This window comes from Candidatus Cloacimonadota bacterium, assembly GCA_019429305.1.
Classification (GTDB): Bacteria; Cloacimonadota; Cloacimonadia; order Cloacimonadales; family JAJBBL01; genus JAHYIR01.
Genome location: JAHYIR010000017.1, coordinates 12,933 through 34,496 on the forward strand (window position 1 = coordinate 12,933; position 21,564 = coordinate 34,496).

Annotated in this window: 16 protein-coding genes and 1 tRNA gene; 14 read left to right on the forward strand and 3 right to left on the reverse strand. The window is 37.6% G+C overall.

The window, feature by feature from the left end; all coding sequences use genetic code 11:
• Positions 1 to 8: 8 nt before the first annotated feature.
• From K0B81_07125 to K0B81_07135, 3 genes are read left to right on the forward strand one after another with little or no spacing between them, the layout of a single operon-like run.
• The gene (locus tag K0B81_07125; protein MBW6516368.1) at positions 9 to 1,085 is read left to right on the forward strand and encodes an undecaprenyl/decaprenyl-phosphate alpha-N-acetylglucosaminyl 1-phosphate transferase; all 1,077 of its coding nucleotides are present in this window, start codon (positions 9 to 11) and stop codon (positions 1,083 to 1,085) included.
• A complete protein-coding gene (locus K0B81_07130; protein ID MBW6516369.1) occupies positions 1,082 to 3,517 on the forward strand; it encodes a hypothetical protein in 2,436 nt (811 codons plus the stop codon). The genes K0B81_07125 and K0B81_07130 overlap by 4 nt, the downstream gene beginning before the upstream one ends.
• A gap of 53 nt (positions 3,518 to 3,570) precedes the next feature.
• The gene (locus K0B81_07135; GenBank protein ID MBW6516370.1) at positions 3,571 to 4,617 is read left to right on the forward strand and encodes a 3-dehydroquinate synthase; all 1,047 of its coding nucleotides are present in this window, start codon (positions 3,571 to 3,573) and stop codon (positions 4,615 to 4,617) included.
• Positions 4,618 to 4,633: 16 nt separating this feature from the next.
• Here K0B81_07135 and K0B81_07140 read toward each other — a convergent pair whose 3' ends face one another.
• The 3 genes from K0B81_07140 to K0B81_07150 form a co-directional block, all read right to left on the reverse strand.
• The gene (locus K0B81_07140) at positions 4,634 to 6,631 is read right to left on the reverse strand and encodes a response regulator (protein MBW6516371.1); all 1,998 of its coding nucleotides are present in this window, start codon (positions 6,629 to 6,631) and stop codon (positions 4,634 to 4,636) included.
• Positions 6,632 to 6,725: 94 nt separating this feature from the next.
• Entirely contained in the window at positions 6,726 to 7,532 is an 807-nt protein-coding gene (locus K0B81_07145; protein ID MBW6516372.1) for a methyltransferase domain-containing protein, read from the reverse strand.
• Positions 7,533 to 7,744: 212 nt separating this feature from the next.
• A tRNA-Pro gene (locus K0B81_07150) sits at positions 7,745 to 7,822 on the reverse strand.
• A 108-nt stretch (positions 7,823 to 7,930) separates the two neighbouring features.
• Between K0B81_07150 and K0B81_07155 the strand changes: the two genes are divergently transcribed.
• The 11 genes from K0B81_07155 (at position 7,931) to K0B81_07205 (ending at position 21,547) form a co-directional block, all read left to right on the forward strand.
• On the forward strand, positions 7,931 to 9,814 hold the full coding sequence (locus tag K0B81_07155; protein MBW6516373.1) for an ATP-binding cassette domain-containing protein: 1,884 nt from the start codon (positions 7,931 to 7,933) through the stop codon (positions 9,812 to 9,814).
• 2 nt (positions 9,815 to 9,816) lie between these two features.
• On the forward strand, positions 9,817 to 10,830 hold the full coding sequence (locus tag K0B81_07160; protein MBW6516374.1) for a 2-hydroxyacyl-CoA dehydratase: 1,014 nt from the start codon (positions 9,817 to 9,819) through the stop codon (positions 10,828 to 10,830).
• Between the two features lie 513 nt (positions 10,831 to 11,343).
• A complete protein-coding gene (aspS, locus tag K0B81_07165) occupies positions 11,344 to 13,131 on the forward strand; it encodes an aspartate--tRNA ligase (GenBank protein MBW6516375.1) in 1,788 nt (595 codons plus the stop codon).
• Positions 13,132 to 13,156: 25 nt separating this feature from the next.
• Positions 13,157 to 13,762 (forward strand): phosphoribosylglycinamide formyltransferase, encoded by a 606-nt coding sequence (locus K0B81_07170; protein MBW6516376.1) that lies wholly within the window; start codon positions 13,157 to 13,159, stop codon positions 13,760 to 13,762.
• A 13-nt stretch (positions 13,763 to 13,775) separates the two neighbouring features.
• Positions 13,776 to 15,131, forward strand: coding sequence for a tRNA (N(6)-L-threonylcarbamoyladenosine(37)-C(2))-methylthiotransferase MtaB (gene mtaB / locus K0B81_07175; GenBank protein MBW6516377.1), 1,356 nt, complete (start codon positions 13,776 to 13,778; stop codon positions 15,129 to 15,131).
• Complete coding sequence (locus K0B81_07180) at positions 15,118 to 15,843, forward strand: ATP-binding cassette domain-containing protein (GenBank protein ID MBW6516378.1); 726 nt, start codon at positions 15,118 to 15,120, stop codon at positions 15,841 to 15,843. Before mtaB ends, K0B81_07180 begins: the two co-directional genes overlap by 14 nt.
• A 36-nt stretch (positions 15,844 to 15,879) precedes the next feature.
• On the forward strand, positions 15,880 to 16,605 hold the full coding sequence (locus K0B81_07185) for an NAD-dependent deacylase (GenBank protein ID MBW6516379.1): 726 nt from the start codon (positions 15,880 to 15,882) through the stop codon (positions 16,603 to 16,605).
• 4 nt (positions 16,606 to 16,609) lie between these two features.
• Positions 16,610 to 17,263, forward strand: a complete 654-nt coding sequence (locus K0B81_07190; GenBank protein ID MBW6516380.1) for an endonuclease III — start codon at positions 16,610 to 16,612, stop codon at positions 17,261 to 17,263.
• Positions 17,264 to 17,384: 121 nt separating this feature from the next.
• A complete protein-coding gene (locus K0B81_07195) occupies positions 17,385 to 18,563 on the forward strand; it encodes a hypothetical protein (protein ID MBW6516381.1) in 1,179 nt (392 codons plus the stop codon).
• Positions 18,564 to 18,599: 36 nt separating this feature from the next.
• The gene (locus tag K0B81_07200) at positions 18,600 to 20,135 is read left to right on the forward strand and encodes an oligosaccharide flippase family protein (GenBank protein MBW6516382.1); all 1,536 of its coding nucleotides are present in this window, start codon (positions 18,600 to 18,602) and stop codon (positions 20,133 to 20,135) included.
• Between the two features lie 35 nt (positions 20,136 to 20,170).
• The gene (locus K0B81_07205; GenBank protein ID MBW6516383.1) at positions 20,171 to 21,547 is read left to right on the forward strand and encodes an O-antigen ligase family protein; all 1,377 of its coding nucleotides are present in this window, start codon (positions 20,171 to 20,173) and stop codon (positions 21,545 to 21,547) included.
• The last annotated feature ends 17 nt before the right edge of the window (positions 21,548 to 21,564 follow it).

Here is a 21,564-nt window from a genome sequence, read left to right on the forward strand (position 1 = left end):
TGTATCTTGTGGCAGATATTATAGGTAGTCATAATATGGAATTAACTCTCAACTCCTCAATCGGCTATTTTGTCATATTATTCACTATATCTTTATTACTTGTTCCAATAAATATTAAACTAAGCAATAAATATAAGTTGTTAGATCAACCCACAGAACATAGTATTCACAAGACAGTCAGACCCTTGTGCGGTGGTTTTTCAATCGCACTACCTATAATAGCGATATTATTTTATCATCATCTAATCATTCGTCCCGGAACCGATTTTCCTAATCTTCTTATGCTGATCATTGGTTCGATTGCTATTCTTATTGCCGGCTTTTTTGATGACAAATATCATCTTTCTGCTTGGTGGAAACTTCTATTTCAAATTATTATTGCTATCTTCATGTTCTGGAGTGGTTTCAGAATAACACTTTTGACTAACCCCTGGAATGATGCTCTATCTTTAGGGTTACTATCATTCCCTGCAACCGTTTTATGGTTTCTACTCCTGATTAATTCATTTAATCTGATTGATGGCATTGATGGTTTAGCTTCTGGAATTAGCGTGATAGTGTCTGCAGTATTGATCTTGATTGGCTACAATTTCCATAATCCACTTCTCTTTTATCTATCACTTTTTCTGTTTGCGACTAATCTGGCATTTCTCTTTTATAATTTCCCTCCGGCAAAGATATTCTTGGGTGATACAGGAAGTCAATTCATCGGCTTCTATATCGCTGCTATAAGTATTGCCGGTAATGCGCAATATAAAGGAATTACTGCCATGACTTTACTTATTCCGATCCTTATATTATTCATCCCTTTAGCTGATACATTCTTGGCTATCCTGAGAAGAATCAAGTATAAAAAAGGCATTTTTACAAGAGATCAACACCACCTACACCATAAAATGCTTAGATTGGGACTGGCACCGAGAACCATCAACTATATATGTTATTTTGTAACACTTCTTTTTGGATTGATAGCTATCGGGTTCTCTTTCACCGATAAAAATCTGCTCTTTACTATCCTGATTTTTTTAGCAATAGTCTTTTTTGTAGTACTTTATTTAATAGTAAAAAAGGAGCTCTTGAAATGAAAAGAATACTTATACTTTTCATGGCATTTTCTCTGGGTTCAAATATCTGGACTATGAGAAACTGGAAGTTTTACACCAATACTACACATATCTATGATATGGTCGAAATAGATGATAAGTTTTACATAGGTACTTGGGGTGGATTAGAAATCTACGACCCTGTAACTAAAGAGTTCATTAGGGCTTATACAACAGTTGATGGATTACATGATATTGATATCAAATCCATCGTCAAATCGGAAAAAACTGGTACAATTCTCTTAGGAACCATAAAATCAGGTATTAATAGATTGCGGGATGGGAATTTTTTGCTACCATTAAATGATGTTCTTGGTTTACCAGATAACAACATTAACGCAATTATCCATAGTGATTCTCTGATCTATGTAGCTACTAATCAAGGTCTTACGGTATTAAGAGAAGATGATGACTTCCCTTATCCATTACCGATCTATCACGTAGCCACTCATAATGGTTTATCTTCTAATCGAGTAAGCTCAATTGTTTTGACTGATAATGGATATTTTCTTTGTGGAACAGATAATGGTTTAAACTATGTGCATAAATCGAATATAACAGATTTGACCGCATGGCAACATTTTTATACTGGAAATTCACCGTTACCGGATAACATAATAAACTCTATCTCAAATAGCGACAGTGTGTTTGCTATAGCAACCAGAAATGGCTTAATTAGAATCAATGATATAAATGATCAAAATGAATGGACTATATTCGATACTAATACACATCCTGACGACATCGTAAGTGGTGAGATTTTAACTGCATATATTGACAGTGATCATAATATCTGGTTTACTTATGGCATCTGGGATGAAAACATTCTGTATATTGAAAATCCCCCTTTTGATCCGGATTTTCCTCTACTAAATCCGGAGCTATACCCAATTATCAAGATATCTCCAGATGATGAGTTTACCATATGCCAAATCAATCAAGCAGGTATGAGCACTTCTGCTATAAAAGGTTTTAAAGAAATTAGAAATAGATTGTATGCTTTTACTTGGGGTTATGGTTTCTTTTATTTAGAGAACGATACATGGCATCAACAAGAGTCTAATTGCCTTGTTGCCGGTAATGTTACCGACATGGCAGTAGATAATAACAATAAACTATGGGTGACTAATGGCTATATTGGAGGGAACATCAACAGAAAGGGAACTCGTGGTGTTTCTGGCTTTGATGGATACCATTGGACTAACTTTAGAGCTGAAACAAGTCCTTTAACTTTAAATAGAAAGTTTCGAGTGGGTATTGATATGAGAAACCGCAAATGGTTTGGTGGTTGGGGTGGTGGTATCTCTATATATGATGAAAATGATGCTGAATGGCATTACCTAACTCGTTCCAATGGTTTAGAGGTCAATGAGATTGGTGATATTATTAGCGATAAAGCCGGTAATGTATGGGTTTCCAATTATTCTGGTGGTATGTATATCTATGATATTGATGCTATTGAAACTTCTGGGACTATTGCTCCCCTTACTTCATTTCAGCTATATTCACCTGATATACATGTATCAGATGTAATAAAAATTCATCATACCTCTGATAAAACCTTTTTCGGTAGCCGTTATTCTGGTATACGATACTGGGATGATAGCTCTTTCCCACAGAATCATCAACCGGGTGATGCATGGCGAATGCCACCTTTTTCACAATTATCCAATACCTATATCTATGATATAGATTCCCGAGAGACCTTTTTCGGCGAAGAGGTCTGGATAGCAGCCGAGAGTGGTTTATTCATGTATGATACCAACCTAAACCGTTGGTATCGCTATACGACGACAATAAAAAGAGAAGTCTGGGTGGGAACTTGGCAACGTGATATTCTCTATTTCGAAGACGAAGTGCGTCTTTTTGGAGCAGCACCAACATTCCCCACCGCTTTGTTGGTTGATCCCTTTAATAGAGTCTGGATAGGAACAGATGCTAATGGTCTGACTCTCTATGATCTCAATATAAATCGTTTTACTGTTTATAATCAAGATAATGCTCCTCTACTCTCCAACAAAATCACAGCTCTCGCCTATGAACCATACTCAGGAAATCTCTTTATCGGAACAGATGAAGGACTTGTTTCGGTCGAGATTGGTAGAATCTATAAAGATACTGATATTAAGTTATCATCTACAATAGCATATCCTAACCCCTTCAGACCAGATATGGGAGAAACTTTGATCATTGCTAACCAAAACAATGATATCATGCCTGAAGGGAAAAACCAGTGCCGTATTTATGACATGAACGGTGATTTGATCATAATTCTTGAGGAAGATCGCTTTTTTAAGTTTTCGTGGGATGGCAGAAACAGTGCCGGTAAACGCTGCAGTAGCGGGATTTATTTTTATGTCGTATCCTCTTCATCCGGAGATACGTCAAGAGGAACTATTGCCCTTATCAGATAGGGTTATTGTTTCAGGTTATTTGATTATTTATTAACTGATTTTTTTTAGGATCGATGGAAAAATTCGCTATAAATTTTGAGCAACAAACCAGAACTACTGATATCATCTTCCTTACCCCTGATGAGCTAATTACTCTCTATAAAAAAGAAAACTATAACAAGGTCTTTGTTATTGATAAAAATGTTTTTGCATTAAATGAACAATTACTGCAATTGATTACTGTAAATCAGCCATATTATCTCTTTTCTGCGACGGAGAGTAATAAAAGTATCGCTACACTGCAGAAGTTGATCGATTTTTTTATTGAAAAAAAAGTAGCTCGCAATACTGAGATCATTGCCATAGGTGGCGGCATAACCCTCGATACCGTCGGTTTTGCTGTATCTATTTATAAGCGTGGATGTCGCTTAAACTTTGTCCCTACTACATTTGTTGCCATGATTGATGCTGCTATTGGTGGGAAAACCGGTGTCAATTACGCAAAGTACAAAAACTTGATAGGTGGCTTTTATCCTGCTGGGAAAGTGCTGATTAATAAGACTTTCCTGCAAACTCTTTCCCAAACCGATCTAATGAATGGTTGGGCTGAATGCATTAAAACATCATTGTTAACAGAAAGCAATCTCTACAATAAGATTCTTGAAAATGACTTTGATATAACTGATGATCTAATCAAGGAATCTATTGAAATAAAAGCAGATTACTGTCGTCAGGATCTTACAGATTCAGGAGTGAGAAAATTTCTTAATTTAGGTCACACCTATGCGCATATCATAGAATCTGTCTCCGATTATGAAATCCCTCATGGTATAGCTGTAGCACTTGGAATACGGGCTATTGCCTTATATTCAATGCAGAACGGTTACATCGAGCGAGAGATTTATAACAAGATTATTAAACCTTTTGATTTATTAGATTTTCCTCCAAGATTGGATAAAAAATATCATTATAAACTACAAGAAGAGGGGGCAAAACTCTTAGAGATGGACAAGAAATTCAGTCAAAGAGGTGAAATAGTTATCTTCACAGGATTTCAGCAAACAGAAATCATTACTTATCACAATGCTAATGAGTTTTTAAATTATTTAATGAGTCTGTAGACTATAGATAAAAAGTTTACTTATCCAGCAACTCTCTCACTTTCTTAATTATTATATCCATTTTGTAAGGTTTCTGAAGGATAGATAGATTTTCATCTTTCATCTCATCAGTTGTTTTTGATAATTCGATAAAACCGCTCGCCAGTATATATTTCTGTTTGGGTTTGATATCTCTGATTCTTTTCATAACAACCTCGCCATCTAACCCAGGCAAACCCTTATCAGAAAACACCAGAGCAATTTTATCCCTATTTTCCTTGAATAGCTGCAAACCGGATGGTCCATTTACTGCAGTGATTGTTCTATATCCCTCCATTTCGAAGAGTTCTTTCAGACATTCTAAAAGATCTGTCTCATCTTCAATCAAGAGAATGATCTCATCTCCCCTCTTCAGCATTTTATCTTCTTTAATGGCTTCTTCTTCGATCAAAACTTCATCAACTAGTGGTAGATAAATGTGGAATACGGTGCCAATCCCATAACTGCTCTCAGCAAATATGTGTCCTTGATGTGAATCAATAATACCTCGCACCACCGGTAGCCCGAGACCTGTTCCCTTTTCTGTACCTTTGGTAGTGAAAAAGGGCTCAAATATCCTACCCAATGTTTTCTTATCAATACCGGTACCATTATCAGCTATATCAATACCTACATACTGCGAAAATCTTATATCGTCAAACTTGGATTTGAGAGAATTACCTTTCACCATCTTAGCCGATATGGTAATCTTCCCGCCTTCAGGCATAGCATCCCGAGCATTCAAACAGATATTTAGCAATGCCTGATTGATCTGAACTTTATCAGCACTGATTTTAGGTAGGTTCGGTTCCATTTCTAACACTACCGATATCTTGCGGAGGAATATCTCTCGGAGTAAACTAACCAGTTCAATGATTACCTGGGTCACTGTCACTCTTTCAAAGTGAGGTTTGGAGCGTTGAGCAAAGATTTGCATCTGTTTAACAAGATTTTCTGCCCTTGTTATACAATCATCAATTTTGGATACTACACTAACTATTTTCTGTGGATTGTCTTTATTCTTCTTTAAACTACCAGCATGACGAGTAATGATCGACATTATTTTTTCGAAATCGTTTGCTATGCCTCCGGTTAATGATCCTAAGCTCTCCAGTTTCTGATTCTGAATCAACTCGTTAATCAAACGACGACGTTCAGTAATATCCTCAAAAACACATATTCTCCCCAAGTAGCCAAGCTCTTCACTTTTGATACTTTGACAATATCCCCGCAGGATTTTTCCATCCTGTAACTCTATTTCATCTACGACATTAGTTTTAATGTCATCTACGGGAGAAATGAAATTATTAATAAAAACCGACTTATTATTAACTATAGTCATGCAGATTTCCATTAATTCTTTGTATCTAAACATTCCCTGTCTGATTTTATCTTTCAAGCCCTCTATGTTCCAGATCTCACAAAAATAGTCACTTAGATAGATAATATCCTGTGTTCTGTCATCTATAACTATAAAAGCAACCGGAGAGCTTATCGCCAGTTGATTTAACAATAATTCCTGCCACCTAAGTTGTTCTTCTGCTGCGTGCAGACGAGATTCAATTTTGCTCAGCTCATTACTACTACTTTTCTCTTGAGCAGCAATTTCGTTTGGATTGTATTTATCTGATCTCACTCTCTGCTGTTCAGTATTATCATCAATATCGGTAATCGTAATATTGTAAATTTGCTCTTCGTCTGAATCTACATCCAAACTGATAAGCCAACGATTCTTGCGAACTCGTTTATCGAGGAGACGTATCCTATGAATTGTATTTATGGATTGATCACTCTTATCTATTTCAGCAATTCTCTTTAGAACATCTTCCTGATCATCATGGTGGATCAGAGAAAAGAGATTCAATTCATAAGGAAATTCATCATCAAAATCAAGATAATCTACCAAAGTTTTAGTTAGGTAGATTGCTTCACCATTAGATAAACATTTAGCCATCATTACTGGATTATCGGAATCAATCTGAATGTTTTTTCTCATTCTTTCTCCCAATATTTATCAATATAACTCATGGAATCTGACTCAGATATAACCATTATGTCATTGGATTACAAGAGAATATTTGACCGCTATGTTAATCAAGATTTATTTTTTGTGTTTTGCTAGCGATGAATAATGGATAGGTCTCTTCACTGATATTTTCTATATTTCCCAATGCTGATTCCGGTGGTCTATATTCGATTATTTCAACTACAAAGCCGGCTTCATGGAGTAGTTTTCTTACTAATTCAATACTATACAATCCACATAAATGTCTGTCGGTTAAAATCTCCAATTTTCCTTTTTGTCGATAAAGATAGATAAAGGTTGCTTCATATTCAGAATCTGTAACATCCGGATCAAATCTATTCTCAATGACTGTTAAGAATTCATCTTCAGTATGATTGGAATACATTATGGTATCGTTCTGCTTAAATCTCTCCACTATGCTTTCTAAGATAAACATAAAGATCCCACCTTCTCGCAGATGATCAAAAGCGTTATTAAATAGTCTCTTTAAATCAACCTCAGTCACAAGATAATCCACAGAATCAATCGCTACTACAGCATCAAATTTTTTGTCTAACTGAACTGTTCTCATATCTCCTTGAATATATTCAACCTCCGGATTCAGTACCTTTGCCCATTGCAACATGGTTGGACTGATATCTACTCCTGTTACTTCATAATGTTGTTTAAATATGAAGTCGTTATGCCCGCGACCACACCCCAGATGTAAGAGAATGCTGACCGGTATTTCACTCTTCTTTTCCAAAATATCGCAAAAGATCTCGGTCTCTTCTAAATAATCGTCTAAAGGGCTTACGAGATGCCATAGATGAGCGAGATCATTGTACAAACGTCTCACATTTCTGGGATCATTATCTGTTTGCTTTATCATAAATCTAATCAAACTCCTTAGCTAGACCAGATAAATTACAACTTTTTCTTTGTAAACACTTTTGTCATTGTAACTTCATTGTCTTGCTTATCATAGGAACTAGTTTGCCTTATTATTGTGTTGAAGTATCATAAATAGCTGCAGATCATATCTTTGACAAGAGAAATTGTTGATGATAGTAATAACTAATCCTTGAGTTCTAAATAAAAAAATGGTCGGGATGACTGGATTTGAACCAGCGACCACACGACCCCCAGTCGTGTACGCTACCCGGACTGCGCTACATCCCGACGTACTTTCCAGACTTTATTAGCAAAGCAATTTGACAAGTTTTTTTTAATGTTTTTTGTTGTTCTACTGCTTTGATAAAAACTGAAAGTTGTAGAAGAGAGGAAGATTTGAGCGTAGTTACATTAGAAGGTGTTGGTCATTATTATGGTGATCTTTGTATCTTCCGGAATATCTCAGTCACGATAGACCGTGATAAAAGGATTGGTCTGATCGGTAGAAACGGTTCCGGAAAAACGACCCTGCTGGATATTATCAGTGGCAAATTGTCACCCAAGGAGGGAACCGTTAACAGGATGCGTAACTCCTCTATCTCATATCTTAGTCAGTCCATGCAGATCAACAGTGATTCTCCGTTATTAGAGTTTGTCCTCTCATCTTACAAACATCTTAATGTTGTAACTCTGAAGTTAAGAGAATTAGAGGCAGAGATCAGCAAAAATCCCTCAGACAGTAATTTAAAGCTTCTAAACAAGTATCAGGAAGAGTATTTGGCACTTGATGGTTTTAATCTAGAATTTCGTGCCAAAATTATATTACAAAGATTAGCTTTCCCGGAAGATACTTGGCATCGTGGAGTGAATAGTTTCAGTGGTGGTGAGAAGACTCGTATCCAGTTGGCAGCTATCTTGTTACAGCCGTCAGATTTACTATTATTGGATGAGCCAACCAATCACCTTGATTTGAAAATGCGTGAATGGTTGATCAAATATCTGACGAGTTTATCAATTCCTTATATTATAGTATCTCACGATCGTTACTTTCTCGATAAAACTACCACAACAACACTATCCATTGAAAATAAAAGTATAGTCGGTTATGGTGGTTGTTACTCTCTTTATGAAAAAGAATACCTCGAACGTCAGGAACAGCTTTATAAACAGTACCAAGCCCAACAAGACTGGATTTCCAATACAGAGGATTTTATCAAACGTAATATTGCCGGACAGAAAACAAAACAGGCAAAATCTCGGCTAAAAGCTCTGGAAAGAGTAAAAAAAATTGAACTACCAAAGCAGAATAAGAATATCAGGCTCTCATTTGAAACCAAGAACAGATCAGGCAATATTGTTTATGCTTTTGAAGATGTCGCATTTGGTTTTCCTGATAAAACACTCGCTAAGAATATTAATGGTCATATTCTCTATCAAGACCGGATTGCCATACTGGGTGATAATGGTTGTGGCAAAACGACATTCCTACAGCTCTTGTTAGGAGAGAAGAAACCTTTAACTGGTCATCTACAGCGTGGTGCTTCTCTTTCCATAGGGTATTATGACCAGCTGCACCTTTCCCTGAACGATGGTCTGACAGTTAGAGAGACCATAGTGAATGAACATGTAGAATGGACTAACCATCAAACAATATCCTATTTAGCCAAATTCGGTTTTGTTGGTGATGATCTGGAAAAGATGGTGCAACTGCTTAGCGGTGGAGAAAAAGCCAGATTATATCTCTCATTACTAATAGCTCGACATCCGAACGTTTTGATAATGGATGAGCCAACCAACCATCTTGATATCTTTCTTATAGAATCGTTGGAACAGGCACTGGAAGAATATGAAGGAACACTTATTTTCGTCTCTCATGATAGGTTCTTTATTGAAAACATCGCCAACCGCTTCTGGGTATTTCAGAATAAGGAGATAGTCGAAACACTGAACTGGGAAGAACTGCTTTTGACTCAGGAAGATAAACCTGTTAAACAGAAAAAACAACCTACCGTTCAGAAAGAAAAAGACAAAAAGATCAATCCCATCTTATTGGATATCAAGCTGAAAAAAATTGATGAACTCCGCACTTCGATAGAAGATAAGCGCAAAGAATTAAGTGGTCTGGAGATGCTTTACTTAAAAAAGGAAATCCTCAAAAATGCTGAAAAGATCAGAACCATTAATCAGCAGATAGATCATCTGCGAGAAGATATCAAAACACTACAGAATGAAATGTCTGTATTAGAAGATGATTATCTAAACTCGGTTTATCAGGATTAGCCATGCAAGTCGGTTTCACAACTTCATTCCCTGTCGAAATAATTTTCGCAGCTGGTCATACTCCTGTGGACTTGAACAATATATTCATCAACAATGAGCCGCAGAAAAGAGTACAAGAGGCTGAGTTCAAAGGTTTCCCCCGCAACATCTGCTCTTGGATCAAGGGGATATATGATACTGTTCTTGTTAGCGATATTAAAACAGTTATCGGTGTCGTTCAGGGTGATTGTTCCAACACCCATTCTTTGATGTCTCTTTTACAGGATAAAGGAGTCGAGGTAATCCCTTTCTCCTTCCCTTATAATAAGGACAGAAAGATGCTGGAGAGAGAGATCAAGAAATTAGAGGTCAGGTTTCAAGTCACAGATCACCAGGTTCAGGAAGTAAAAGAAAGACTAGATGAAATTAGAAAAGATCTTTTAGAACTCGATAGACTAACTTATCAAGAACGAAAGGTAACCGGTGCAGAGAATCACCTTTGGTTGGTAAGTTCTTCAGATTTTAATGGTGATCCAGTAAAGTTTTCCAAAGGTCTCCGTCTTTTCCTCCAAGAAGCCAATGATAGAGAGCCCCGAAAATTGTCCTCAAACTCCATTGATAAGAGACAGAGAGAGATCAGGTTGGCTTATATTGGTGTACCACCTATCTTTACAGATCTCTATCAATATCTACCGGAACAAAGAGCTGATATCATTTTCAATGAGGTGCAAAGACAGTTCTCCATGCCCTATTTGAAAGAAGATATCGTAGAGCAGTATCTTACCTTTACTTATCCTTACACCGTTTTTGACCGTTTGGAAGATATTAAAAGAGAAATTGATAACCGCCAGATAGATGGCATAATCAGTTATTCTCAAGCGTTCTGTCATAGACAAATAGATAATATTTTATTGAAAAAATATTTGAAGTTACCATTTCTGACCATAGAAGGGGACCAACCTACCTGTTTAGATGAACGAACAAAATTAAGGTTAGAAAGCTTTTTGGATGTAATCCGCTTCAACATGAAGAATTGACTAATACAATATAACACAAGAAGTTAGTAGTCAGAAATATCAGTTGGAACAATAGCTTTAGCCGGTCACAGAGAAAAATATAATATGTAGACTGACGTTTACGCTACAATCTATTGTTTAAATGCCTTAGAAATTCCATAGATAAATTTTCTTGAATCAATAGGGAGCCCACGAGTCGGCTAGGGCCGACTCGTAGGATCACCTAAGGTATCTGATTTCTTAATGTATTCTCTTATTGTATCTAATCAGTAAATATTTTTGACATGAATACACGAAGTGATTATTATTAAATAGTAGTGAACATGCTCACATTTTATTGGCACTTTTTCTTTCTTTCCTAGTGTAGAAGTAATTCAATTTAAACGATTAATGTATGTAACTTCTTATCTCTCCCTCACAATAGATCATTGTTACAGGAACTAAGGATTTTAAACTTAATAGAAATAGTTTGACTGGACAGTTCTCAAATTTTTTCTGAGATGTTATATATCAATCATTTTTAGAGGCGATTAAATGAGTTATATCAGTGAAAAAATGAAAAGAAGTCATTATGCCGGAGATTTATCACCGGAATTAATCGGTCAGGAAGTTATCCTGATGGGTTGGGTACATCGTCGTAGAGATTTAGGAAATCTAATCTTTATCGATCTGCGTGATGTGACCGGATTAATCCAGTTAGTATTCCATCCACAAGAAAAAGAGGCGCATCATAAAGCACATCAGCTACGCAATGAATATGTGATCGGGATCAAAGGGATCATCAGAAAACGATCTGAGGAAAACATCAACCCTAAGATCCCTAATGGGATGCTGGAGATTGAAGTCACAGACCTACTAATCTACAATGAATCGGCTCCTCTACCGTTACAAATCAACGAAAACATTCTACCTGATGAAGATCATCGCCTGGAATTTCGTTATCTTGATTTAAGACGTGAGAAGCTTCGTGATAAAATTCTCATGCGCCATAAGATCATCTTTTTGATGAGAAAGTTCCTTAACGATAGGAAATTCTATGAAATTGAAACTCCGATCTTAATGAGAAGTACTCCGGAAGGTGCTCGTGACTATTTAGTGCCGAGCAGGGAATATCCCGGTAAATTCTTTGCCCTGCCACAATCTCCACAGATATACAAGCAATTGCTCATGATAAGCGGTTTTGACAGATATTTTCAGATCGCCCGTTGTTTTAGAGACGAAGACTTAAGAGCTGATAGACAACCGGAATTCACGCAACTCGATTTAGAGATGAGCTTTGTTGAAGAAAACGATCTCTTTGCTATCATGGAAGAGATGTTCCAAACACTATTCCGTGAGTTGTTACAGCTGGAAATCTCAGTACCATTTCCCAGATTATCTTATCAAGAAGCTATGAATCGTTACGGTTGTGATAAACCGGATACAAGGTTTGGAATGGAATTGATTAACTTAACAGATATCTTCAGAAAAAGCGAATTTATGGTCTTTAAAGGAGCATTAGCTCTGAAGAATGGTAATATAAGGGGACTCCTCGTTAAAGGTGGGGCAGAATTTTCCCGCAAGCAGATAGATGAATTGACAGAACTGGCTAAACAACTTGATGGTAAGGGATTAGCGTATTGTAAGGTTAAAGAGGGTAAGCTTGAAAGTGGCATAGCAAAATTCATCACTGAGGAAGAGGCAACTACTTTAATAGCAAAAACTGAAGCGGAAAATGAAGACCTGCTGCTTTTTGCAGCTGACAGGGATGATATTGTCTTCAAGGTAATGGCTAGTGTTAGAAATCATCTGGGGAAAACACTACAACTTTACGATCAGAAGAGTTTCTCCTTTGTTTGGATCACCGATTTTCCACTCTTTCTTTATAATGAAGATATACAATGTTGGGAAACAGCACATCACATGTTCACTCTTCCCAAGGAAGAGCATCTTTCCTGTTTTGAAAAGGAAGAAGACTGGGGTAAGATCGAAGGTCATCTTTATGACTTGGTTTGTAACGGAGTAGAACTATCATCCGGCAGTATCAGATGTCATCGCTACGATATCCAAAAGAAAATCTTCCATGTTCTAGGCTTCTCCGAAGAGGAAATCCAGCAACGGTTCGGTTTCTTCATCGAAGCATTGAAATATGGGACTCCACCTCATGGTGGTATTGCACCGGGAATTGATCGCTTAGTGATGTTAATGACCGGTGCAGAATCGATCCGTGATGTCATCGCCTTCCCGAAAACCTTAAAAGCAGCCGATCTAATGAGTGATGCGCCATCAGAAGTATCTCAAGCCCAACTGGATGAGCTACATCTCATCCTGAAAAAAGAATAATCAATACTTAATATTTAACTTCATGATGTCAGAAATTGCTCAAAAGACTAAAAATATTGCTGTCCTGACTTCCGGTAAGAGTCGTGGCTCAAACTTCTGTGCCATTCATAACTGGTTTCAAGAACACAAGATACCGGTGAGAATCAGTTTCGTTACGGTTAATAATCCCCATGCACCTATTATAGAGAAATGTAATGAGTTCAATATAAATCATATCTATCTATCGACAAAAGATATGGTTAAGTTTGAACATGAATTATTGACCTTAACAAGTAAGCACAATATTGAACTGATAGTTTTAGCCGGTTTTCTTAAAAAACTATCCGTAAGCTTTATTCGTGATTTCGGGAAACCAATACTCAATATTCATCCCGCTTTATTGCCAAAATATGGTGGTCAGGGAATGTATGGGCTTAGAGTACATCAGGCAGTTTTTGCGGCACGGGAAAAGGAATCTGGAGTAACTGTGCATCTGGTCAATGAAGATTATGATGCCGGAGAAACAGTAGTTCAACAAAAGATCTATATTGGGGACTGTCATACTCCGGAAGAAATAGCAGCTAGGGTACTCAGACTGGAACATCAGATTTATGCCCCGACTATCTGGAAGATATTGTCTAAAGGGAGATAACTTCTGGAGCAAGATGAAAAGGGTAGCAGTTATCACTTTTGGCTGTAAAGTAAATCAATATGAATCTGCCTGTATCTTAAATGATTTTTGTATTGAAGGTTATGAGACAGTTCCCTTTTCCCAGGAAGCTGATGTCTATATCATCAATACCTGCACGGTTACTGGCAGAACCGATTATAAATCCCGTAATGCTATCCGTCATGCTCTAGAACAGAAGAAAAGAAATCCCAAGATAAAGATCATTGTTACCGGTTGTTATGCTCAATTAAACCGAGATAGGATCAATGAAATGGGTGAAATTGATCTGATTATTGATAACAACCAGAAAGATATGATCTATAATTTTTTAGAAGAAAAAAACGATCAATTTGTTGCTGATCCTTTACTATTTGATGACTTTACCGAGCAAAAGACTAACAAGCTCTTTGAGAGAGCCAGAGCATTTGTTAAGATACAGGATGGTTGTGATTACTATTGTGCATATTGTATAGTTCCCTTTGCCAGAGGTAAACCGAGAAGTAGAAGTCCGGAAAATGTTCTTAAGCAAATAAGACATTTAGCTGATAATGGTTATAAGGAATTTGTACTGACCGGTATCAACTTGGGACTATATGGAAGAGATCTACCAGAAGGTGATCAGACATTGACTTCGTCGAGCTCGGAAGTAGCCACGGGGAAGTATTTTCTTCGGTTGACTTCAATTCTCAAAGAGATAGAAAAGATCAACAAAGTTCAAAGGATTAGATTGAGTTCTATTGAACCACAACTCATAACCCGATCTCTGCTTGAATATATTAGGAAGAGCACCAAACTCTGTCCTCATCTACATATTCCCTTGCAAAGTGGTTCTGACATACTATTAAAGAAAATGAACAGACCATATTCCACTAAAGAGTTCCATGAACTTATTAATGAAATTAAGTCATTAATACCTGATGTCGCTCTCGGTAGTGATGTTATCTTAGGGTTACCGGGAGAAACAGAGTCACTCTTTCAAGAAACACTCTCTTTTGTTGAGAAACTTCCTTTGGTTTATCTTCATATCTTTCCCTATTCTCGCAGACCGGGAACAAAAGCAGCTGAGATGACTCATATTCCGACATCTTTGGTAGTAAAAAAAAGATGTCAGGAATTGGCTGCTCTCATGAAACAGAAACGACAACGGTATATAAAAGATCTATTAAGACATAAGACAATACTTGGTGGTGTTTTAGAACATAAGAAAGAAAATTATTGGACAGCACTCTCGGATCATTATATCAGGATTTATTATCAGAATGAGAAGGCAAGAAAGAGTGATTTAATCTTCGCTCAAGCATTTCGAGAGCTATATGACGGCATAGAGGTAGTAGATAATGATCGAGTTTAAGAATGTATCAGTTGTTTTTGACGGTGTTAAGGTCATCAAAGATTTTAGCTTAACTATTCCAGAGGGAAGGATTACTGTAATAGCCGGTAGAAGCGGCAGTGGTAAGACAGTTTTGATGAAAACTGCTGAAGGATTAATCGAACCGGCGTCAGGAACTGTTTTAGTTGATGGAGTAGATATTTTTAGCATCAAAGAGAACGAATTAAATGAAGTAAGAAAGAAGATGGCATTACTCTTTCAAAGTGCTGCTCTTTTTGATTCCTTAAATGTTTTTCAAAATATTGCCTTTCCTTTAGTTGAGCATTCCAGATATTCTCAAGAACAGGTCGCTGCCCTGGTCAATGAAAAACTCGCTCTCGTCGGCTTGGAAAATGTTCATAGTAAAATGCCGGCTGAACTGAGTGGTGGAATGAAGAAGAGAGCTGCTTTGGCAAGAGCAATCATTCTCGATCCAAAATATATCATCTATGATGAACCAACAACAGGTCTTGACCCCTTGATAGCAGAAGATATCATCAACCTGATCTTAGAATTGCATCAGAAATTTCAACATACTGCTATAATTATCACTCACGATGTAAACTGTATCGATAAGACTGCAGACAACATGGTTGTAATTGATGATGGAGTCATCAAGTTTGCGGGAGATTATAACAAGCTGAAAGAGACCAAAGATCCCTACTGTAAGCAGTTTGTGAAAACTATATTGTAACATGGACTTTAGTCTGTGGAAATGAAGGAGAAATGATTGTCGGTTGTTACCAAGTACCGTTTTAGCAGTAACAATAGAGTAGCTATTCTAACAGGTGCCGGTATAAGTGCTGAGTCAGGTATCAAAACTTTTCGTGATGCAGATGGTCTTTGGGAGAATCATCGTGTTGAGGATGTAGCAACACCAGAAGCATTTATCAGAGATCCCGAACTTGTCTGGAAGTTTTATCGAGCCCGCCATGAACAGGCATTAACTGTGACACCAAATGCCGGTCACCACGCTTTGAAAGATCTAGAAGATTTTCTGGGTGACAATTTCTTGCTCATAACCCAGAATATTGATGGGCTGCATACCGTGGCAGGTTCTCAGAGAGTAGTAGAAATGCACGGTTCGATCCATCGTACCTTCTGTGTTGATTGTGGAATAAGCGTTTCATCTCTAGAGGCACTCAAGCAAGAAAGTATTCCCAAGTGTCGGGGATGTAATTCCATGCTTCGCCCTGATGTTGTCTGGTTTGGTGAAGTTCCTTATCATCTAGAAACAATAATCCGCTGGTTACGTGATCTCGATTTCTTCATTACAGTCGGAACAAGTGGTGTGGTTTATCCTGCTGCTCAATTTCTGATGACTGCCAAATATGCAGGGACAACAACCATTGGCATCAATCTTGATCCGCCGGAAAACTTGCGCTTTATTGATGAATTTCATCAAGGATTATCCAGTAAGCTACTCCCGGAACTTGTCAAGCAGTGGATAGGTTGACTCGATGAAGAAGAAAAAATTTGATATCAACCTTGCCTTCCGGAGACTAGAACCGGTCGTAAGAAACCTTGATGCCCCTGTCGTAGAATTCGTTGCCATCCAGAACAATGACCCGTTTCGTATATTGATCGCTACCATTCTTAGTGCCAGAACAACTGATCAGATAACTACCAGAGTCATTGAAAAACTCTTCAAGAGAGTCACTGATTTTGTATCACTACAGAAGCTTTCTTTAAAAGAGATAGAGGAATTGATTTATCCTGCCGGTTTCTATCGTCAGAAAGCGAAACAGCTTCAGAAATTACCAGTGATCATCAAGGAGCAGTTCAATGGTCAAATACCCTCAGAAATAGATGATCTGATCAAACTACCCGGAGTAGGCAGGAAAACTGCAAATCTGGTCAGAGCCGTTGCCTTTGGTAAACCAGCCATCTGTGTAGATACTCACGTGCATCGTATTACCAATCGTTGGGGTTATGTTAAAACCAAGACACCATTAGAAACGGAAATGACACTAAGAAAAAAACTGCCCAAAAAATATTGGTTAAAAACAAACTCATATTTGGTCGCATTTGGGCAAAAGATTTGCCGTCCGATAGGCACGAAATGCAATGATTGCCCCTTATACGACATCTGCCCCAGTTTTAGAATGAAATAGGTAGCTGTCCTTTTCCGTTCTCTCCTTTATAGAATGGACTTAAGTCACTGCTCACTAATTGCTTTTTTGTTTGACAGCAAGAGCAAGACAAAAATCATGAAAAAAAATCTGCGGATGTGATATGGAGAAACAAAACATTGATATATTTGATATTCTTTTGGTCCTTGCTAAAAGAAAAAAGTTCATACTAATCACTACATTCCTGGTAACGGTGATTTTCATCATATATAGCTTACTGGCAAATCAATACTGGAAATCTTCGGTTAAATTCCTGCCAATATCCCGGGAGAGTACTACCATGCCTTTTGCACAATCACTTTTCGGTGGCTTTGGTGCAGGTCTGCTCGGTCAGGACATGGTTGGAAGTGCTGAGAATTACATTAACATCATATATAGCAGGGGATTTTCGGAAAGGATCATAGAAAAATTCAACTTGATGGATTACTTCAAGATCAAGCATAAGGATCCGTTGATCGAAATAGATCTGGCTATCCTGAAATTACACAAGACGATGTTATCAACCGAAACAGATATCATAACAGGCATGTTGACACTGACCATTGAAAGCAGGGACCGGCAACTATCAACCGATATCGCCAATACATATTATGAAATGCTGGAAGAATACTATCTGACAACCAAGATGTCCAAGGGTCGTGAAAGAAGAATGTTCCTGGAAAAACGAATAAATGATTTTGAAGAAAATTTCCAAGAGTTAACGGGCAGATTAGAGGGTTTTCAACGGGATCACATGGTTATTGACCTGCAAACTCAATCCGAAGCCATAATAGCTTTGTATTCAACTACTGTAGCAGAGAAGCTGACAACCGGGATTGAATTGGATTTTGCACTTCAGTTCATGTCTCAGGAAAATCCTGTTGTTGATTCCTTGATCACAAAATTGTCCATCCTTGATCAACAGATAGAGAATTTGGAGAATAGCGAACCGGGTATTGTCCCTAAGTATATCATCAACATAGATGATCTACCCTATCTTTCCAATCAATATTTACAATTTACTTTAAGCTTGGAAATCCAGAAAAAAGTGATAGAGTTTCTTTATCCCCAGTATGAACAGGCAAGATTAGATGAGATCAATGATGTATCCTCCTTCGAGTTAATCGATGAAGCTGTTCCTGCCGGACTACGTAGCAAACCAAGAAGAGCGGTGATCGTTGTTATTGCTTTCTTAGCATCTCTTCTCCTATCATCACTTTTAGTTTACACTCATGATATCTTGATGAATACACCCCGCAAAGAAAAGGTAGATTCTTTCTTGAAAGAACTTGGCAAAAGATAAAGTGTTGGGTTGTAGGGGTTAGGTGTTAGGGGAGTCATGAGTAAATTCATAACCTCCAGCATTTGGAATTTCACGGCAAATTTTTTAGTCAGATTGATGAGTATTGTTACCTTCCCTTTTCTGGTCAGGTTCTTTCTGCGAGAAGACATCTCGATCTTCAAATCTTTTCAGGCCTTTATTCTCATATTGCTGACAATTATCCCGATTGGAACTAATATATTATATCTCTCTACCCCAAAGGAGGATCGGGAGAGCCGCTGGAATCATTTCTTTTTTGTTTCACTGATAGTAGCTTGTTTGCTTTCGATCATTCTCTTTTTCAGTGAGACGATAACTTCTTTTTTCATAGGTGATAATTTAGCAGGTTCACTGAGGATCTTATTGATAATTATTCCGTTGGTCGAAGGTTTGAAAGGGATCGTGATCACGAAACTTAGCTCTATTCTTGACTTCAAGGGGATATCTATTGCCTTGATCATTAAACAGCTCATACTCTACAGTGGTATAATCGGTTTTGCTCTTCTCAATCCTTCTCTGGATATTTTATTATTTCTGGTGTTTTTCTCAGAAGCGTTAGAACTGTTGATGCTCCTGCGCCATGCCAATAGAATGAAAATAAACATGATGCCCTACCGACCAAGAGACCATTTGATACAATCCGCGAAGGGCGAAGACTTAGGGGCTAAGGGCGAAGAGGGTGACATATATACACGGTTTAATTTTGATAAAATAGCAAAAAAATTCATGTTCTTTAGCGGCATGGAGCAGATTATCTTAACTTTTGCCTTGCAATTCCCTACAATCCTTGTAGTGATCGTACTTGGCAAGACTCTGGCACCGGAGTTTCAACTCCCTTTTACTGCCGTAACAGTCCCAGTCAGCTTAGTGATGAACTCCATTGCTAAGGTATCTTTTCCTCACTATTCAAATTTGCGTGAGAATGATAAAATTATCAGTTCACTATTTTCAGTATTGTTTCCCGTTACCTTTATCCTTTTCCCGGTACTGCTTGGCATCCATTTTTTTGCCAGAGAGATCACCGGTATATTCTTTGATAGAAGTTGGCAATATGCCGGTTTTGCTCTACAAGTCTTTCCAGTCTTGATGATCAGCTATATTCTCGGAGTACCTTCAACATTCATATCGAATATCAAGCAAAAACCCTATATCAACCTGACATATTCAATCTTCTTGCTTCTATCAAGGATCCTCTCCATTTACTTTGGATTTAAACTGGGAGGATTCAAGGGAACGATAATTTTCTTTGTTGCCGGTGATATTGTCATTCGCATGATCAGATTAAAAGTTGACATGATTCTGTTATCCCTGCCGTTAAAAAGATTTTTCAGTAGTATTAGTTATAACATCTTCTCAATGCTAATACTTTTTGTTTTAATGTGGCTTGGTTTTTATCTCACACAGCAAAAAACAGTAAGTTTTATTATTGCCCTACTTATATCTGTAAGCTTGAATTACTATTGGGAACAGGTAAAAGTCAAAACTCTTATAATAAAACTGCGTGATGCAGTGTTGCCGAACCGTTTTCCAGTAAACCATACTCATGGAAAATAGGGTCAACTAAGTGGTTATTGAACATGAACAGATCAATGATTGAAAAGGAATCGCTTACTTCTAATAGTCACTCCCTGAGATTATTTACATCCTTATTGGCTTTCTTAGCGATATTGTTGATATCAACGGCTTTTGCCCTCTTTACAATGGCAAGCTGGACAGTCTTTTTCTACTTTGTTATCGGCTACCTGCTGGTCACGGAAAGCAAGGTCGGATTAGTTGCCTTTGCGCTTAGTTATCATATTATTTTTACCAGCTTTAATGCAGTAACCGGCACCTATCTACCTCAGCTATTTTATGGAGTTTTCGTAATTGTCTTATTATTAATCTTTTATGCTAATGTCATTGGTTTCCAGATCCGTCTGCCGTCACTAAAAATGGATAAGTATGTCTTGATAATGATCTTGTATTTAGCAATCTCGGTCTTTTTCATCACCCCAGACAGAGATTTCGGTAGCGAAAAGTTAAGAAATTTCATAACCAATGTTATCCTGTTTTATATTCCTATTTTATTAGTAAAGTTAGGGAGCGATTTCAATGCTGTAGTTAAGGGGATCGTTATTTTCGGTGCCTTTTTCACAGGATTTTGTCTGTTAAGTCTATTTGGTTTAGAAACATTCTTCGGTGGTGATATACACGGAAGATTTTCCACACTGGGATTGAATTCCATCTGGGTCGCCCGTCATCTCACTTTCAGTATTCTGGCTAATCTTTACTTCATAAAGATCTATCTCGAACAACCGGAAAAGAATATCGGCAAGATATCTATTCTCATCTTCTTGGTGCTTTTACAGGGTTTTCTGACCTTTTTAACCGGCTCGAGAGGTCCGCTTTTATCAATAATAGTGGCGATTGCATTCATTGTCCTGATCTCAATCCGTCTCCGCTTTTTTTATATCATAGTCATAGCACTCGTCTCGATCATTCTTGTACTCGCTTTTATACAGTTCATGCCGTCTCACATAGCTGACAGATTGCTCTCCAGAGATCCTAAAAGCCAAATCACTGTTCAATTAAGACTTGCAGCAAACTTACAGGCATTAGAACTGTTTTGGCAGAATAAAATTGCCGGAGCTGGTTTAGGGAGTTTTCGGGGAGTATCATTCTTGCGTTTCCCCCATAATGTCTTTACCGAAACCCTGGCTGAATTAGGGCTGATAGGTTTCTCGATCTTCATGTTGATCTTGCTTGCCGGAGTGAATTACCTGATCAAGATGAGCAAGAAGATCGATAGATCCATTTTATACTTGATAATTGCTTTTTTTATCACTGCTGTCGTGAATATAAATTTCGGAGAGCTCATTGGTGGTACTTATTATCTCTACTTTTCATTAGGTTTGATCTATTGTGCGAGGGTATTATCTCTTGATCAAGAAGAGAAAAAAGAGTTGTCCACGAATGAACAGAGATGATAAAGAATTAACACACA